This is a genomic window from Microbacterium sp. LB12 (assembly GCF_037150835.1).
Taxonomy (GTDB): domain Bacteria; phylum Actinomycetota; class Actinomycetes; order Actinomycetales; family Microbacteriaceae; genus Microbacterium.
The window spans coordinates 287,380-303,079 of sequence record NZ_JBBCPF010000001.1 but is presented as its reverse complement, the minus strand read 5'-3'; the positions used below and the strand labels follow the sequence as shown (position 1 = coordinate 303,079).

Annotated in this window: 14 protein-coding genes; 13 read left to right on the top strand and 1 reads right to left on the bottom strand. The window is 68.7% G+C overall.

All coding sequences use genetic code 11. From position 1 onward, the window contains the following. Positions 1–169 precede the first annotated feature (169 nt). Both WFM69_RS01440 and WFM69_RS01435 read left to right on the top strand, forming a co-directional pair. Positions 170–517 (top strand): FitA-like ribbon-helix-helix domain-containing protein, encoded by a 348-nt coding sequence (locus WFM69_RS01440; RefSeq protein WP_337000915.1) that lies wholly within the window; start codon positions 170–172, stop codon positions 515–517. Beyond that, positions 504–896: a type II toxin-antitoxin system VapC family toxin gene (locus WFM69_RS01435; RefSeq protein ID WP_337000913.1), complete on the top strand. Its 393-nt coding sequence runs from the start codon at positions 504–506 to the stop codon at positions 894–896. Before WFM69_RS01440 ends, WFM69_RS01435 begins: the two co-directional genes overlap by 14 nt. A gap of 6 nt (positions 897–902) precedes the next feature. Here WFM69_RS01435 and WFM69_RS01430 read toward each other — a convergent pair whose 3' ends face one another. Beyond that, positions 903–2,330 carry a CCA tRNA nucleotidyltransferase gene (locus WFM69_RS01430; RefSeq protein ID WP_337000912.1) on the bottom strand — a complete coding sequence of 476 codons (1,428 nt, stop codon included), beginning with the start codon at positions 2,328–2,330 and terminating at the stop codon, positions 903–905. Positions 2,331–2,490: 160 nt separating this feature from the next. On the opposite strand from WFM69_RS01430, the gene WFM69_RS01425 reads away from it, so the two are divergent. From WFM69_RS01425 to WFM69_RS01375, 11 genes are all read left to right on the top strand, one after another. Next, on the top strand, positions 2,491–5,037 hold the full coding sequence (locus WFM69_RS01425) for a metallophosphoesterase family protein (protein WP_337000910.1): 2,547 nt from the start codon (positions 2,491–2,493) through the stop codon (positions 5,035–5,037). A gap of 127 nt (positions 5,038–5,164) precedes the next feature. Next, a complete protein-coding gene (locus WFM69_RS01420; RefSeq protein WP_337000908.1) occupies positions 5,165–6,190 on the top strand; it encodes an Lrp/AsnC family transcriptional regulator in 1,026 nt (341 codons plus the stop codon). Between the two features lie 115 nt (positions 6,191–6,305). Beyond that, complete coding sequence (locus WFM69_RS01415) at positions 6,306–7,796, top strand: aldehyde dehydrogenase family protein (RefSeq protein WP_337000906.1); 1,491 nt, start codon at positions 6,306–6,308, stop codon at positions 7,794–7,796. Next, positions 7,793–8,551: a gamma-glutamyl-gamma-aminobutyrate hydrolase family protein gene (locus WFM69_RS01410; RefSeq protein WP_337000904.1), complete on the top strand. Its 759-nt coding sequence runs from the start codon at positions 7,793–7,795 to the stop codon at positions 8,549–8,551. The genes WFM69_RS01415 and WFM69_RS01410 overlap by 4 nt, the downstream gene beginning before the upstream one ends. Next, positions 8,548–9,015 carry a DUF3830 family protein gene (locus WFM69_RS01405; protein ID WP_337000902.1) on the top strand — a complete coding sequence of 156 codons (468 nt, stop codon included), beginning with the start codon at positions 8,548–8,550 and terminating at the stop codon, positions 9,013–9,015. Before WFM69_RS01410 ends, WFM69_RS01405 begins: the two co-directional genes overlap by 4 nt. A 45-nt stretch (positions 9,016–9,060) precedes the next feature. Next, a complete protein-coding gene (locus WFM69_RS01400; RefSeq protein ID WP_337000900.1) occupies positions 9,061–10,140 on the top strand; it encodes an ABC transporter substrate-binding protein in 1,080 nt (359 codons plus the stop codon). After that, positions 10,137–10,964, top strand: a complete 828-nt coding sequence (locus tag WFM69_RS01395) for an ABC transporter permease (RefSeq protein ID WP_337000898.1) — start codon at positions 10,137–10,139, stop codon at positions 10,962–10,964. Before WFM69_RS01400 ends, WFM69_RS01395 begins: the two co-directional genes overlap by 4 nt. Positions 10,965–10,966: 2 nt before the next feature. Next, a complete protein-coding gene (locus WFM69_RS01390; protein ID WP_337000896.1) occupies positions 10,967–11,767 on the top strand; it encodes an ABC transporter permease in 801 nt (266 codons plus the stop codon). Further along, positions 11,767–12,810, top strand: a complete 1,044-nt coding sequence (locus tag WFM69_RS01385; protein WP_337000894.1) for an ABC transporter ATP-binding protein — start codon at positions 11,767–11,769, stop codon at positions 12,808–12,810. The genes WFM69_RS01390 and WFM69_RS01385 overlap by 1 nt, the downstream gene beginning before the upstream one ends. Positions 12,811–13,052: 242 nt before the next feature. Then, a complete protein-coding gene (locus tag WFM69_RS01380; RefSeq protein WP_337002073.1) occupies positions 13,053–13,871 on the top strand; it encodes an Abi family protein in 819 nt (272 codons plus the stop codon). A 49-nt stretch (positions 13,872–13,920) separates the two neighbouring features. After that, on the top strand, positions 13,921–15,690 hold the full coding sequence (locus tag WFM69_RS01375; protein ID WP_337000892.1) for an alkaline phosphatase family protein: 1,770 nt from the start codon (positions 13,921–13,923) through the stop codon (positions 15,688–15,690). Positions 15,691–15,700 lie beyond the last annotated feature (10 nt).

The window sequence follows — 15,700 nt, the reverse complement described above, 5'->3', positions numbered from 1 at the left end:
GTTGCCTCAGTGTACGAGCAGTGCGTCCGCGCGAACCACCCCCTTGCGTGCGACCCGGCCCCCTGCGCACGGGCGGAAGGGGCTGGACCGCGCGAAGAGGGGTGGCTCGGCGGATCGGGGTGTGGGAGCGCGGTGCGGATTGCTAGCATTGTGCTGTCAGGAGGCGAACATGGCGACCGTGACCATCCGAAATCTCAGCGACGACGTCGTCGACGCGCTGAAAGAGCGCGCCCGGCGGAACTCCCGCTCGATGGAGGCCGAGGTGCGCGACGTGCTGACGCGCCTGGCGCAGAACAATGCGAGCGGACTCGAGGCGGAACTCGCACAGCGGGTCTCCCGCACCCGACGCTGGTCCGTCCCCGGAAGCGAGATCATGGCGCGCATCGATGCGAATCCATCGACACCGGAGCAGCGCAAGATGCGCGAGGAGTGGGCAGCCGAGATGGAGGAGAACCGGAAGAATCCCTTCTTCCTCGAGACCTTCCGCGACCCGTGGGAGAGCCGTGATCCTTCTTGACACGAACGTGCTCATCCGCCTCGACGACATCCGGCTGCCGCACGACGATGTGGCGCTGAGCGCGATCGCCTACTCCGAGCTGCAGTTGGGCGTCGAACACGCCACGGATCCGGGTCTCCGTCGCCGTCGACGCACTGAGTTGATGCGGATCTCCGCGCTGCTCGAAGCCGACTGGCTCCCCTTCGATCAGGCCGCCGCAGACGGCTATGCGCGCCTCGCCTCACGTGTGATGAGGAGCCGTCCCGCCCACGGCCGCAGCAAGGACATCATGCTCGCGGGACATGCCTATGCGCTCGGCGCAACTCTGCTGACCTTCAACACGAAGGATTTCGAACTCATCGCCGACGAAGTCGAGATCGTCGTCCCCGAGCTGCGCTGACGAGGATCAGCCCCGCGCAGCCCACCACTCGAGAAGCCGCTGCTCCGCCACGTCGGCGCCGAGCACGCCCTCGTCGAGCCGCAGGTCGAGCAGGAACCTGTAGGCCTCACCCACCTCACGTCCGGGGGCGATGCCGAGCACCTGCTGGATGCGGTTGCCGTCGATCTCAGGGCGGATCGAGTCCAGCTCCTCCTGCTCGCGCAGCGCGGCGATGCGCGACTCGATGTCGTCGTACGCGCTCGCGAGGCGCCCGGCCTTTCGCTTGTTGCGCGTGGTGACATCGGCGCGAGTGAGGATGTGCAGGCGCTCCAGCAGAGGTCCCGCGTCACGCACGTAACGCCGCACCGCGGCATCCGTCCACGCCCCTTCGGCGTAACCGAAGAACCGCAGATGCAGCTCGATGAGCGTCGCGACCGCATCGGTCGTTTCAGTGTCGAACCGCAGCGCCTGCAGTCGCTTTCGTGCCATGCGGGCACCGACGACGTCGTGATGATGGAACGTGACGACACCGCCGGCTTCGAGCTTGCGGGTGCGCGGCTTGCCGATGTCGTGCAGGAGCGCGGCGATACGCAGCGGCACATCGGGGGCGGCGCCGGGATGCCGCGCGTGCTCGAGCTCGATCGCCTGGCTGAGCACGGTGAGCGAGTGCTCGTAGACGTCCTTGTGGTGGTGATGTTCGTCGACTTCGAGGCGCAGCTCGGTGACCTCGGGGAGGAACTCGTCGATGAGCCCGGTGTCGACGAGCACGCGGATGCCGCGCACCGGGTCGTCGGTCTGCATCAGGCGCACGAGCTCGGACTGGATGCGCTCCGGGCTCACGATCTTCAACGTCTCGCGGAGTCCGGCGATCGCCGCGGCCGTGACCTCCTCGACGCGGAACCCGAGCTGGGCGCTGAATCGCGCGGCCCGGAGCATGCGCAGCGGGTCGTCGCCGAACGAGATCCGCGGGTCGGCGGGGGTGCGCAGCACACCGGCGACCAGGTCCTCCACGCCACCGGTCGGGTCGACGAGCTTCACCGCCGGCACCCGCAGCGCCATCGAGTTGACCGTGAAGTCGCGGCGCACGAGGTCGCCGTCGATCGTGTCGCCGAACTCGACGGTGGGCTTGCGGGTCACGCCGTCGTAGCTGTCGGCGCGGTACGTGGTGATCTCGACCTGCTCGCGCTGCACGCGTGCGCCGATCGTGCCGAACGCCCGGCCGATGTCCCACTGGGCGGTCGAGATCGGCGTGACGATCTTCAGGATCTCGTCGGGCGAGGCGTTCGTCGTGAAGTCGAGGTCGTGCGTCGCGCGTCCCAGCAGCGCGTCACGCACGGGTCCGCCCACCACGGCCAAGTCGAACCCGGCCTCCTCGAACGCCGTCGCGAGGGTGCGGACGACCGGATTCTCGGCGAGCGCGCCGAGACGGGCGAGGCCGTCGGCCATGTTGAGCATGGGTTCCAGCGTACCGGGGGTGGGTGGACGCGTCCGGTCTGCACGGCCGGGTATCCGTTCACCTCCCGGCCTCCGGAACGTCAGGCCCCGGTCATCCCGCTTCGATGGGCTGGACGTGCCCCGTGCGGCTGAGCACGGAAACCCCACTCAAAGGACTGACATGACCTCCCCCACCCCTGGGGTGCGGTGGCGGCGTCGCGGACTGACGTCCGTCGCGCTCCTCGCACTGTTCGGCGGCGCCGTCGTCGCCCCCGCGGCCCTCGCCGCACCCGAGCCCGAGGTGCCCACCGGCTCGCTCATCACCGGCGAAACCGCCTGGCACTACCTCGACGACGGCTCCGACCCATCCCCCGCGCCCGCCGCCCTGCGCGACTGGACGCTGCCCGCCTTCGACGACGCTGCGTGGAAGACGGCGCCGGGATCGTTCGGCGCGAAGAGCGGCAAGCTCGCTCCGGTCGGCCCGTACACCCCGAAGACGCTGCTCAACCACTACCTCGACGGCACCAAGGCCCCGACCGTGCCGACGTACTTCTTCCGCACGACCTTCGAGCTCGAGGCGGGCGTGGCCGAGCAGGTCGCCGCCTTGCAGAGCACCATCACCTACGACGACGCGATCGTCGTGTGGATCAACGGTGCGGAGGTCGCGCGCTATGTCGACTGCCGCATCACCGACACCAAGAACGTCGAGTATGCGGGCGACTCCAACGGCGATCCGCTCACGAGCACGTTCAGCGCTGAAGGCGAGCTGCTGCGCGACGGCACGAACACCATCGCGGTCTCTCTGTTCCAGGATCGCGAGACGAGCTCCGACATCTACTTCGACATGTCGTCGCTCACCCTTGTCAAGGCGTCGGATCCCGGTACCCCCGTCGTCGCCGCGCCGACCCGGGTCATCCTCACCCCGACCGAGCAGCCCGCTGTGTCGCAGTCGTTCTCGTGGCTCGCGGGCGACGCCTCGCACACCGTGGGCCAGGTCGAGATCGCTCCGTCTGCCGGTGGCGACACCCGTACCGTCGACGCCTACGACGCCGGCGTCGTGAACGGGAACCCGAACAAGCACTTCTCCGCCACCGTCACGGGTCTCACGGCGGCGACCGAGTACCGGTATCGCGTCGGCCTCCCCGGCAGCTGGAGCGAGTGGTTCACCTTCCGCACCGCGGACCCGAAGGCGACGGACTTCCAGTTCATCTACTACGGCGACGCGCAGATCGGACTCGACACCACGTGGCCGAGCGTCGTGAAGCAGGCCGAGGCCAATGCACCCCGGTCGATCGGCTCCGTGCACGCGGGCGACCTGATCAACACCTCGAGCAACGAGACCGAGTGGGTCAACTGGTTCAAGGGCATGAAGGACTCGGCCGTCCGCACCAACGTGATGGCCGCGCCCGGCAACCACGAGTACTCCGGCGACAAGCTGCTCACTGCGTGGAAGGCCGCGTTCGAGTATCCGCACAACAACCCGTCCACGAGCTCGATCGGCGAGCTGGCCGACCTCGCGAAGGGCGACTCCGAGGTCGCGCAGCAGTACCGCGCGTTCTTCGACCACTGGAGCTCGTTTGCGGCCGAGACCGCGTACTACACCGACTATCAGGGCGTGCGCTTCATCACCCTGAACGCAACCCGCGACACGACCTTCCTCACTCCGGCCGGGCTGCCGTCCTGCACGGGCACGGAGTGCCCCTCCGCGCAGATCGGCACACTCTGGACCCGCTTCCAGGGCGCCTGGCTCGACCTGCTGCTGCAGAACAGCCCGTCGAAGTGGAACGTCGTCACCTTCCACCAGCCGGTGTTCTCGGCGTCTGAGGGTCGTGACGAGCCGGTGCTGCGCGCCGAGTGGCTGCCGGTCTTCCAGCGCAACGACATCGACCTGGTGCTCATGGGCCACGACCACACCTACGCCCGCGGCTACGTGAACACGGATGCGACCGACACCCCCGGCCTCACCACCGGACCGGTCTACGTGGTGTCGAACTCGGGCGCGAAGCACTACGACCTGGAGACTGCGGAGAAGAACGTCTGGACCAACAACGGCGCCACCCAGGTGCTGCGTGGCCAGGGCGTGACGACGTACCAGGTCATCGACGTCTCGAAGAACCAGCTGGTCTACCGCTCGTACCTCGCGGAGAAGCAGCCGGGTGCCACGACCGAGCTTCCCGTCGGTTCCGTCTACGACACGTTCACCGTGACGAAGTCGGACGCCGGTGAGAAGTGGGTCACGGAGGCGGGCATCACGCCGCCGGTCACCCCGGAGCCCGAGGTGCCGGCGAAGATCGAGCTCGGCACGGGTTCGGTGAAGGCCGGCAGCACCGTGACGGTGTCGGGCAGCGGCTTCGCGGAAGGTGCGCAGCTGCGACTCGAATTGCGCTCCGACCCGGTGCAGCTGGGGACGGTGACGGCCGCAGCGGACGGATCCTTCCAGCGCACGGTGACCATCCCCGCGAACACCCCCGCGGGTGTGCACACTCTCGCCGTGATTCTGCCCGACGGCTCCGAGGTCACCGCATCGCTCACGGTCGCCGCAGCGGCGGGCGGCGGAGCGGTCGCTCCGGGCAACGGCGGCGCGACCGGTGGCGACCTCGCGACCACGGGCGCCGACAGTGCGCCGTACGTCATCGCGGCCGTCGTGCTTCTGGCAGCGGGTCTCGGCCTGTTCGCGATGCGCCGGCGGCGGCGGCACGCCGCGGTCGAGTCGACCGTGGCCGAGTAGTCCGCGGCGGTTCCCCGGAGGGCGTCGTCAGGGCTTCGGCCCGGGCGGCGCCCTCTCGCGTGCGCCTCATCGGCACCGCGGACTGGGATAGCCTTCACCCGAGTCCGTCCCCGGTGAAGGAGAGCCCGTGCCCGCGAACGATGTGATGGCCGACGAGACCGATCGGATCGTCGCCGCGGCCCTGCAGGTGAACGGCCGCGCGTCGTGGGGAGAGATCGCCCGCGTGGTCGATCTCCCGGAGCGCACGGTCGCCCGCCGCGGGCAGCGTCTGCTCGACCGAGGGCTCGTGCGCGTGTCCACCTACGTCGATCCGGCCCGGGTGCTGCATGCCCGCGCGGTGCTGTTCCGCATCACCACCGAACCACACGCCCTGTGGCATGTCGCGCGCACTCTGGCCCGTCGCGCCGATGCCTCATCGGTCTCGGTGCTGGAGGGAAGCAGCGACATCGCCGGGATGCTGCTCCCCCACGACGACGCGTCGATCCGCGAGTTGCTGTTCACCGACTTCCCCGAGCTCGAGGGCATCGACTCGATCAACGTCACGACGGTGCTGAGGTTCTTCCGCTCGGGGCATGACTGGCGGGCGGGCGTGCTCACCGACGAGCAGGCGCGGATGCTGGACGAGTCGTCCGGCTCCGAGGTCGACCCCGCCGATTCGCTCAGCGCCGACGAGGAAGCACTGATCCGCCTGCTGCTGAAGGACGGACGGATGCCCGTGGCGCAGCTCGCGCGCTCGCTCGGGCTGAACGTGACCACGACCCGGCGGCGGATGGAGTCCCTGAGCCGACGCGGTCTCATGCATCCCCGCACCGAGGTCGTGCCGAGTCTGTTCGGTCTGGGGCTCGAGGCGCTGGTGTGGCTGCGGGTGCCGATGGCCCGCCTGGAGAGGGTGGGCGCGGCTCTCGCGGCGGCTCCCGAGGTGAAGTTCATCGCCGCCACCACGGGAACCTCGCAGCTGCTCGCGAACGTGCTGGTGAAAGACGCCGACGCGTTCTACGAGTTCCTCACGGGACCCTCGGTCGCCGGCCACGACGGGCTCGAGGTCGTGGAGTCGCTGGTGGTGATCACTCCCGTGCTGCGCGGGTCGCTGATCGTCGACGAGGCACCGGAGGCTCTCGCCAACGACATGCCCACCGGCGCCATTCGCCTGTAGGCCGATTCTGTTACTGGCATGTAACGAAATGGCGAGATCGTTCTTAACAGCTTGACCTAGTGGCGAAATAGAGCAAGTATCCTCTCCAGGGCCAACACCCCTGGAGAGGATCGACGTGTTCACGGCAACGGGAGACGACTGGGCGGAGCGCGCTGCGGCGCTGCCCCTGCACACGCGCATGTTCATCGACGGCGCATGGGTGGAAGGCTCCGCCGCGCCCCTGACCCCGGTCAGCCCCCGCGACGGACGCGCCCTCCCCGCGATCACGGCGGCCTCGACCGCCGACGTCGACCGCGCCGTCCGCTCGGCCCGCGCCGCCTTCGACTCCGGCGTGTGGTCGCGCATCGCCCCCCGGGAACGCGGACAGCTGCTGATCGCCTTCGCCCAGAAGATCCACGACAACGCCGAAGAGCTGGCCCTAACGATCTCCCTCGAGATGGGCAAGCCGATCCGCGAGGCGCTGCAGACCGAGCTGCGCGCCGTCGTCAACTGCTTCCGCTGGTACGGCGAGGCCGCCGACAAGATCCTCGACGAAGCACCCGTCACCGCCCCGAACAGCCTCGCCCTCGTCACCCGCGAGCCGGCCGGGGTCGTCGCCGCCGTCGTGCCGTGGAACTTCCCGCTCACCATGACCGCCTGGAAGCTCGCACCCGCCCTCGCCGTCGGCAACAGCGTCGTGCTCAAGCCCGCCGAGCACACCACCTTCTCCGCACTCCGACTGGCCGAACTCGCGTACGAGGCCGGAATCCCGGCCGGCGTCCTCAACGTCACCCCCGGCGCCGGGCACATCGCCGGACGCGCTCTCGGCGAGCACCCCGACGTCGACGTGGTGACCTTCACGGGCTCGCCCGACGTGGGGCGGAAGTTCCTCGGCTACTCCGCCGCCTCCAACGGCAAGCGCGTCTGGCCCGAGCTCGGCGGCAAGACCGCGAGCCTGGTGCTGCCCGACGCCGACCTCGAACGGGCCGTGCGCGCCACCGCCGACGGGTGCTTCTACAACCAGGGCCAGATGTGCACGGCATCCTCCCGCCTGCTCGTGCCCCGCGCGCAGCGCGACCTCGCCCTGGAGATCGCCGCGGACGTCGCCCGTACGAGCCTGCCGGCCGACCCCTTCGACGTCACCACCTCGATGGGTGCGATCGTCAGCGAGAAGCAGCTCGCCGGGATCGCCGGATTCGTCGAGCGCGCACAGACCGAGGGCGGCGTTCTCGCGGCCGGCAGTGCCGAACGCTTCGAGGCCGTCGACGGTGGCAGCTACTTCGCGCCGGTCGTGCTCGGCGTCACTCCGCAGCACGAGGTCGCCCAGCGCGAGGTCTTCGGCCCCGTGCTCTCAGTCATCGCCTACGACGACGTGGAAGACGCGCTCACGATCGCCAACGGCACCGAGTTCGGACTCGCCGCAGCACTGTGGAGCACCGACCTCAACGCCGTGCACACCCTGTCGCGCCGCCTGCGCGCCGGTGTCGTCTGGGTCAACTGCTTCGAAGAGGGCGACATGACCATCCCGTTCGGCGGGGTCAAGGGGTCGGGCTTCGGACGCGACAAGAGCCTGCACGCGATGGACAAGTTCACCGACCTCAAGACCACCTGGATCGAGCTGTCGTGACCCGGCCGTTCATCGGCATCACCACGTGGCGCCGCTTCATCGACACCGACCTCGGCACGGGGCGCCCTGCCCACAGCCTCGGCACGGAGTACACCGCACCGGTCGAGGCCGCGGGCGGCGCCGTCGTGCTCCTGCCCCCGACCGCCGGCGTCGACGAGGTGCTCGACCGCCTCGACGGGCTCCTGCTCTCCGGCGGGGAAGACGTGCACCCCGCGCTCTACGGCGCCGACCCGCAGGAGGGGAAGACGTACGACCCCGCCCGCGACGGGTTCGAGATCGCCCTCGCGCTCGGCGCCCGCGAACGCGGACTCCCCGTCCTGGCCATCTGCCGCGGACTCCAGGTCAGCAACATCGCGTTCGGCGGCTCCCTCGTGGTCGACATCCCCACGACCGCGCACCACGAACCCGTCCGCGGGGCCGACCAGCAGCTCGCGGCGCGGCATCCGATCGCCCTCGCCGAGAACAGCCGGCTCGCCGCGCTGTACGGCACGCGCGAGCGGATCGTGAACACCATCCACCACCAGTCGATCGACATCCCCGCCCCCGGCCTCCACCCGGTCGCCTGGGCACCGGACGGGATCGTCGAAGCCGTCGAAGCCGACGGCGACTGGCCCTTCTGGGCGGTGCAGTGGCACCCCGAGAAGCTGATCGCCCCCGATGAGGCCGCAGAGGAGCTGCCGCTGTTCGCGGCGTTCGTCGCGGCCGCCCGTGAACGAGCAGCGGAACACCCCGCTGCGGAGAAAGGAACACGATGACCAAGCAGGTCTTCCTCGAGTACGAGAACGGCGTCCGCGCCGTCGCCACCCTGTTCGAGGACCTCGCCCCTCGCACCTGCGAGGCCATGTGGGGTGCACTGGAGAAGCCGGTCACCATGCAGGCGATGCACGCGATGTACGCCGGACCCGAGGTCATGGTCGGCCTCCCCGAAGAGGCCCAGAACTTCGACCCGGAGGCCGTGCCCGCAGAGAACCAGCAGGTCGTGCCCGCGCCGGGTGACCTGCAGTGGTACTGGCAGCGCCCCATGCAGATGGGCGGCCTGCCGTTCGAGTGGTACGAGATCGGAGTCTTCTACGATCGTGGTGCCCGTATTCTCGGCCCGCTCGGATGGACACCCGTCAACATCTGGGCCGGCATCACCGAAGGACTCGCGGAGTTCGCTCAGGAGAGCGCCGCGATCCGCATCGACGGAGCGAAGCAGCTCACCATCGGACGCCTCTAGGCGTCGCCATACCCCCGTGCTGGACCCATCCCGAAGGAGCAGTGCATGAACACCCGAAGAATCATCACCACTGGAGCGCTCATCGTCACCGGTGCGCTCGTCCTCGCCGGCTGCTCGACAGCTGACGACAGCGCATCGTCCGGCGACAAGGAGTTCGCCGGCAAGACCATCGTCGTGACGTCGTTCGGCGGCGACTGGGAGAAGGCCTTCATCGAGGCCGTCGTCGATCCCTTCGAGGAGGAGACCGGCGCCAAGGTCGAGCTGATCACCCTGTACAGCGCCGACGCCCTCGCGCAGGTCACCGCCCAGAAGGCGAGCCCGCAGATCGACGTCGTGCACTTCTCCGGCGGACAGGAGTTCACTGCGGCGAAGGACGGCCTCATCGCGCCGATCGCGGCCGACGAGCTCTCCGAGACCGGCGACCTGATCGACCTGGCCACCGCCGGGCTCGAGCGGGGCGAGGGTCCGGTCATCCAGCTCGCGCCGATCGGTCTCGTCTACAACACCGAGGCGGATGCTCCGGCGCCCACCTCGTGGCTCGACCTGTTCGATGAGGCCTATGCCGGGCACGTCGCGCTCACGGACTTCTCGAACACGTACGGCGTGCTCTCGATGCTCCGTGTCGCCGACGCTCTCGGCGGCGGCATCGACGACCCGTCGCAGGCGATCGCCGACCTCGGCGCGCTGGCCTCGTCGGGTGACGCGATCGTGGTGCCGACCTCGCCCGACCTGCAGACGGCCTTCGCACAGCGCGACACCTGGCTCGCACCGTACGCGATGGACTACGCCGGCACCCTGCAGGACGCCGGCCTTCCGGTAGAGTTCATCGTCCCGGAGGAGGGCGTCACCGCCTCCCTCATCACGTCGAACGTCGTGGAGGGCCGGGAGAACACCGACCTCGCGAAGCTCTTCATCGATTTCGAACTGCGCCCCGAAGCGCAGGCCGTCTTCGCGGAGAACATGCGCTACTCCCCGGTCAACACCAAGACCGAGCTCTCCGGCGACGCCGCGAAGAACGTCCTCACGGGCGAGGAGCTGGACACGGTCGTCGTCTACGCTCCGGGTGATGTCGCGGCTTCGCGACCGGCCTGGACCGATGAGTGGAATGCGCTGATCACCAAATGAGTGTGCGAACCCGTAGGGAGCCCTGGCTCCTGCTCCTGCCGGCGATCGCGCTGCTCGCGCTCGCCTTCATCACCCCGGTGGCCGGCATGCTCCTGATGAGCGTGCAGTCGTCGGCAGGCGGGTTCACCCTCGACAACTTCACCCGGTTGTTCACGAGTGAGTACCACCTCCAGGCGGCGCTGCGATCGCTCCGCCTGGGGGTGATCCAGACGGTGATCACGCTGGTCATCGCCATCCCGCTGTCGTACATCATGGCCCGCGCCGGCTCCCGGGTGCGCTCGCTCCTGCTGATCGTCGTGATCCTCCCCCTCATGACGAGCGTCGTGGTGCGCACGTTCGGCTGGGTGGTGCTGATGGGACCGCGCGGGCTGCTCATGCAGATCCCCGGCGCCGAGTTCCTGGTCGGCGGCACGCAGGGGTTCCTGGGCACCGAGACCGGTGTCGTGATCGCGATGGTGCAGGTGCTCCTGCCTTTCGCGGTGCTGAGCATCCTCGGCGTCATCTCCGGCATCCGTCCGCAGCTCGAAGAGGCATCCCGCACGCTGGGTGCCGGTTTCTGGCGCACGCTGTGGCACGTCGTCCTCCCGCTCGCGATCCCCGGCATCGTCGCCGGAGCCTCGCTCGTGTTCGTGCTCTCTGTGAGCTCGTTCATCACTCCCCGCTTCATCGGCGGGTCTCAGATCCCGGTGTTCGCCCAGACGATCTACGTCGACGCCACCACCAACCTCGACTGGTCGTTCGCGGCCGCGCAGGCCGTGCTGCTGTTCGCCGGGGTCATGCTCGTGCTCGCGGCGACGTCCCGGCTCGGGAAGCAGAAGGTGTGACCATGGTCCGTTCCGTTCCGATCCTCGGCAGGGTCCTCGCCATCGTCCTCGGCGTCGTCGTGACGCTCTACATGCTCGTGCCGCTCATGGTCGTCGCCGGCGCATCGGTCGGCGAGAACCGCTTCCTCACGTTCCCCGGCCAGGGCTTCACGCTCGACTGGTACGTGGAGGCGCTCACCTCCGACACCTACCTGGAGCCGTTCCGGCTGAGCCTGCTGGTCGGCATCAGCGTCGCCATCATCGCGGGAGCGGTCGGCACCGCCGCCGCGCTCGCGCTCACCCGGTTCACGATCCCCGGCGGTGCCGCCATCCAGGCTCTGCTGATGTCGCCGCTGACGATCCCGACGATCATCCTCGCCATCGGTGCGCTGTCGATCGCATCTCTCACGATCGGCGCCCCCAACGTCGGCGTGCTGATCGCGGTCCACGTGGTGATCGCGATCCCGTACGTCATGCGCACCGTGACCGGGGTGATGACCCGCGCCGACCACTTCACGGAGGAGGCCGCGCGCACCCTCGGTGCGAGCACGTGGAACCGCTACCGCCTCGTGGTGCTGCCCATCGCCCGCCCCGGCATCGCAGCCGGCGCGTTCTTCGCCTTCAACATCTCGTTCGACGATGCGGTCATCGCCCTCTTCCTGCGCACCCCGCAGCTGGAGACGCTCCCCATCGCCATCTACGGCCAACTGGAGTTCAGCACGTCGCCCACTGTGGCGGCAGTGTCGACCCTCATGGTCCTGCTCACCGTCGTCCTCATGATCGTCCTCGAACGCATCATCGGCCTGGGAAGGTTGTTCGTCTGATGACAACGCTCACCATCACCTCACTCACCAAGGACTTCAAGGGGACCAAGGTGCTCAAGGGCATCGACCTCTCGATGAAGTCCGGGGAGTTCGTCTCCCTGCTCGGCCCGTCGGGCTGCGGCAAGACCACACTTCTGCGGTGCATCGCGGGGCTCGAGTCGCCCAGCGGCGGAACGATCGAGATCGCGGGACAGGACGTCACGAAGCTCCCGCCGGAGAAGCGCCACCTCGGCATGATGTTCCAGAGCTACGCGCTCTTCCCGCACATGAGCGTGGCCGAGAACGTACGCTTCGGGCTGCGGATGTCGGGCGAGAAGTCGAAGGCCGAGCAGAAGGAGCTGGCCGTGCGCGCGCTCGAGCGGGTGCAGATGGGCCACCTCGCCGACCGGATGCCGGCACAGCTGTCGGGCGGTCAGCAGCAGCGCGTGGCCCTGGCGCGGGCGATCGCGTTCGAGCCGCGGGTGCTGCTGCTCGACGAGCCGCTGTCGAACCTCGACGCCCGGCTGCGGGAGGACATGCAGGTCGAGCTGAAGGAGCTGCACCGCACGCTCGGGCTGACCACGGTGTTCGTCACGCACGACCAGGAGGAGGCGATGAGCCTCTCCGACCGGATCGTGCTGATGAACGGCGGTGTCATCGAGCAGGAGGGCGCGCCCGCCGAGCTCTATGGAGCTCCGCGCACCCCGTTCGCCGCCGACTTCATCGGCGCGGCCAACCTGCTCCCGGCCACCCGCTCCGGTGCGGTCGCGACGCTCGACGGCACCACCGTCACGGTGCCGATGACCGGCGCGGGCCCCGACGGCGCCGGCGAGGTCGTGCTCCGTCAGGAGGATCTGCGCCTCGCACCGACCGTCGGCGCCGATGCTCCCGTGAGCGTCGAGGTGGTCACGCACGTGTACCGCGGCGCCGACATCGTCTACATCGTCGAGCTCGCAGGCACGCGCATGCGCGTCGTGCGCCCGCGGCACGAGGCCCCGATCCCCGAGGGAACCGCCGGCCTCGGCTGGCGCGACGGCGCCGTGCTCTGGATCGCCGCGGCGTAGTGGCGGGGCGTAGCGGCGGGGCGGGGCGCAGCAGCCGCGCTCCGGTCCCACCCCTTTCTCGATTAGACCACTTATACTGGTAGCAATCGACCCCCTCCCAAGCCTCTTCACGATGCTCAAATGGGAGGGGCCTTTTCTTTTTTCCGGGGGGAAGCGAGAACTCATGGCCTCGAAGGCGACTCTGTCCTGGGACCAGCAACTAGAGCTTCTCGAGAAGCGCGAACTCCACGTCGCCGACCGAGCTGCGACGCGCAGACTTCCTCAAAGCCGAGAACTACTACCGATTCTCCGGATACGCACGTTACTTCCAACGGGCACCACACCACGGCGATGACCGCTTCGCGCAGGGAACGACATTCGAGGACATCCGCGCGATCTACGACGCTGACGAACAGGTGCGCGCCCGACTCACCCGCCAGCTGACACGAATCGAGCTCCTCCTGCGCAGCCATACGGCCCATGTGATCGCGAACGAACACGGTGCCTATGGCGGCTACCTACGCGAGGGCTTCTTTCTCGACATCGGAGACGGTGAGCCAACGGTGGTCGCTTGCTTGCGAGACATCAGGAGGAGCAAGGAACGTCATATCCTTCGCTTCCGCGGGGACACGACCGATTCGCTCTTCGAGGAACTCCCGGTCTGGTCGGCGGTCGAGGCATGGTCGTTCGGGACTCTGTCCAAGGCGATCGAGCGAGGTGCGGGCGGTTCTCTCGCCGGTGCGATCGCGACGAGCCTCGGAGTCGCACACGCGGGTTTCGCCCACCGCGTCCGTGCCCTCGTGTACCTGCGCAACCGGTGCGCGCATCACAGCCGCCTGTGGAACCACTCGGTGATCGACGCGGGACCAACACCGGGCAATGTCCGTGCCAAGGCGAAGAGGATCGCCGGGCAGTTCGAGCCGCGTTCCATCCTCGATGTCGTCAGCTCACTCGATGACTTCGCTGTGCGAGGCATGAGTGCCCGCCCCGTACTGCCCTCACTGATCGCTGAACACAGCCGCAACAGCGCTTTCTGGCAGGGGCTCCTGAGGCCCGTCAGCCCTCGCGACCATCAGGCGTGAACCCGGCCTTCCTGCGCGGGCCGGAGCGGGGCGGTCATAGGATCGGCGCATGACCGCCGACGACTCCCCCTCCCCTGCGTCCGCTCCCCGCGACACCTCCCGCCGAGGTTTCCTCAAGGTGGGCGGTGCCGCTCTCGCGGGGGCGGTGATCGGCGGCGCGGGCGGTGCGGCGATCGGTGCGACGGTGGCCGCCGGCGGACGCAACGGCTTCGCCGAGGACCCGGATCCGTTCGCCGCACTCGCGCCACGCAGCGAGCCGGGCTTCGACCACGTGGTCGTGGTGATGGGCGAGAACAGGTCGTTCGACAACCTGCTCGGGTACCTGTACTCGAAGGAGAACCTGCCGGCCGGTGAGACCTTCGACGGTCTGAACTTCGGGTCGTACAGCAACACGGCCTCCGACGGCACGGTGGTCGCCGCGCACGTGTATGAGGGCGACACCGACCGGATCATGAGCCTGCCCGACCCGGATCCGGGCGAGGAGTACCCGCACGTCAACACGCAGATCTTCGGCACGGTCGACCCGAAGTCCAACGCCGACCTCTTCGTCGATGAGATGACCGCGCCCTTCAACGCCCCCACGCACGGCGAGAAGGCCACGATGTCGGGGTTCCTCGAGGACTACATCATCAACTTCCGCCGTCTGCGCCGCGGCACTGATCCGCAGCCGCAGGAGGCCGCGCACATCATGGGCTCGTTCTCGCCCGAGATGCTGCCGGTGCTGTCGACGCTCGCCTCCGAGTTCGCGGTGTTCGACCACTGGTACGCCGGGGTGCCGTCGCAGACGTTCTGCAACCGTTCCTTCTTCCACGCCTCCACCTCTCACGGCTTCGTGACGAATCAGGCCGGCGGCGGGTACCGGAAGTGGTTGGATGCGCCGGCGGCTCCCACGGTCTTCAACCGCCTCGAAGACAAGAAGGTCAGCTGGAAGATCTACATCGACAAGATCCAGCTGGTCTCGTTCACCGGGATGCTGCACGCCGCGGTGCTGGAGAAGTACTGGCGCACCGACCACTTCGGCACCATGGAGGACTTCTACGCCGAGGCGAAGGCGGGCACGCTCCCCGCCTACGCGTTCATCGAGCCGCGCATGGTCTACGACCACAACGACTTCCACCCGCCGTTCGGGTCGCCGCGGGAGACGCAGGTCGACGGCGAGGACGTGTTCGACAGCGCGATCTCCGATGTGCGCGCGGGTGACCGCCTCATCCACGACATCTACGAGGCGGTGCGCACGAGCGCCTCCCCGCACGGGTCGAACGCCGTGAACACCCTGCTGCTCATCACCTTCGACGAGCACGGCGGGTGCTACGACCACGTGCCGCCGCCCGCGGCGACCAAGCCCACGCCCGACACGGGACCCGGCGAGATGGGGTTCACGTTCGATCGTCTCGGCTGCCGGGTTCCGGCCATCGCGGTGTCGGCGTACACGCGCCGCGGCACGATCATCCATGACGAGATGCACCACGGGTCGGTGACGGCCACGCTGTCCCGCCTGCACGGGCTGAAGCCGCTCAACGACCGCGATCAGTCGGCGAACACGCTGATGAACGTCGTGAACCTCGACAAGCCCCGGCATCCGGCGGACTGGCCGGTGACGACTCCCGCCTACACGCCGCCGAACCCGGAGGACTCCGCACCCCGGCCCGGCGAGCAGGACCAGCTGAAGCCGCTCACCCCACCGGCGCGCGGTCTGCTCGGCCTGCTGATAGCCCGCTACGGCCGGCCCGGCGAGCCCGAACCGGAGACCTACGCCGATGCGTACAAGCTGCTGCACGAACACGGCGAGGAGCTGTTCGGCCCGCCCAACGGCGGCTGATCCTGCTCTA

Coding starts and splice junctions, on each gene's coding strand:
- WFM69_RS01440 (WP_337000915.1), top strand. CDS start 170: ATGGCGACCGTGACCATCCGAAATCTCAGCGACGACGTCGTCGACGCG.
- WFM69_RS01430 (WP_337000912.1), bottom strand. CDS start 2,330: ATGCTCAACATGGCCGACGGCCTCGCCCGTCTCGGCGCGCTCGCCGAG.
- WFM69_RS01425 (WP_337000910.1), top strand. CDS start 2,491: ATGACCTCCCCCACCCCTGGGGTGCGGTGGCGGCGTCGCGGACTGACG.
- WFM69_RS01405 (WP_337000902.1), top strand. CDS start 8,548: ATGACCAAGCAGGTCTTCCTCGAGTACGAGAACGGCGTCCGCGCCGTC.
- WFM69_RS01400 (WP_337000900.1), top strand. CDS start 9,061: ATGAACACCCGAAGAATCATCACCACTGGAGCGCTCATCGTCACCGGT.
- WFM69_RS01395 (WP_337000898.1), top strand. CDS start 10,137: ATGAGTGTGCGAACCCGTAGGGAGCCCTGGCTCCTGCTCCTGCCGGCG.
- WFM69_RS01390 (WP_337000896.1), top strand. CDS start 10,967: ATGGTCCGTTCCGTTCCGATCCTCGGCAGGGTCCTCGCCATCGTCCTC.
- WFM69_RS01385 (WP_337000894.1), top strand. CDS start 11,767: ATGACAACGCTCACCATCACCTCACTCACCAAGGACTTCAAGGGGACC.
- WFM69_RS01375 (WP_337000892.1), top strand. CDS start 13,921: ATGACCGCCGACGACTCCCCCTCCCCTGCGTCCGCTCCCCGCGACACC.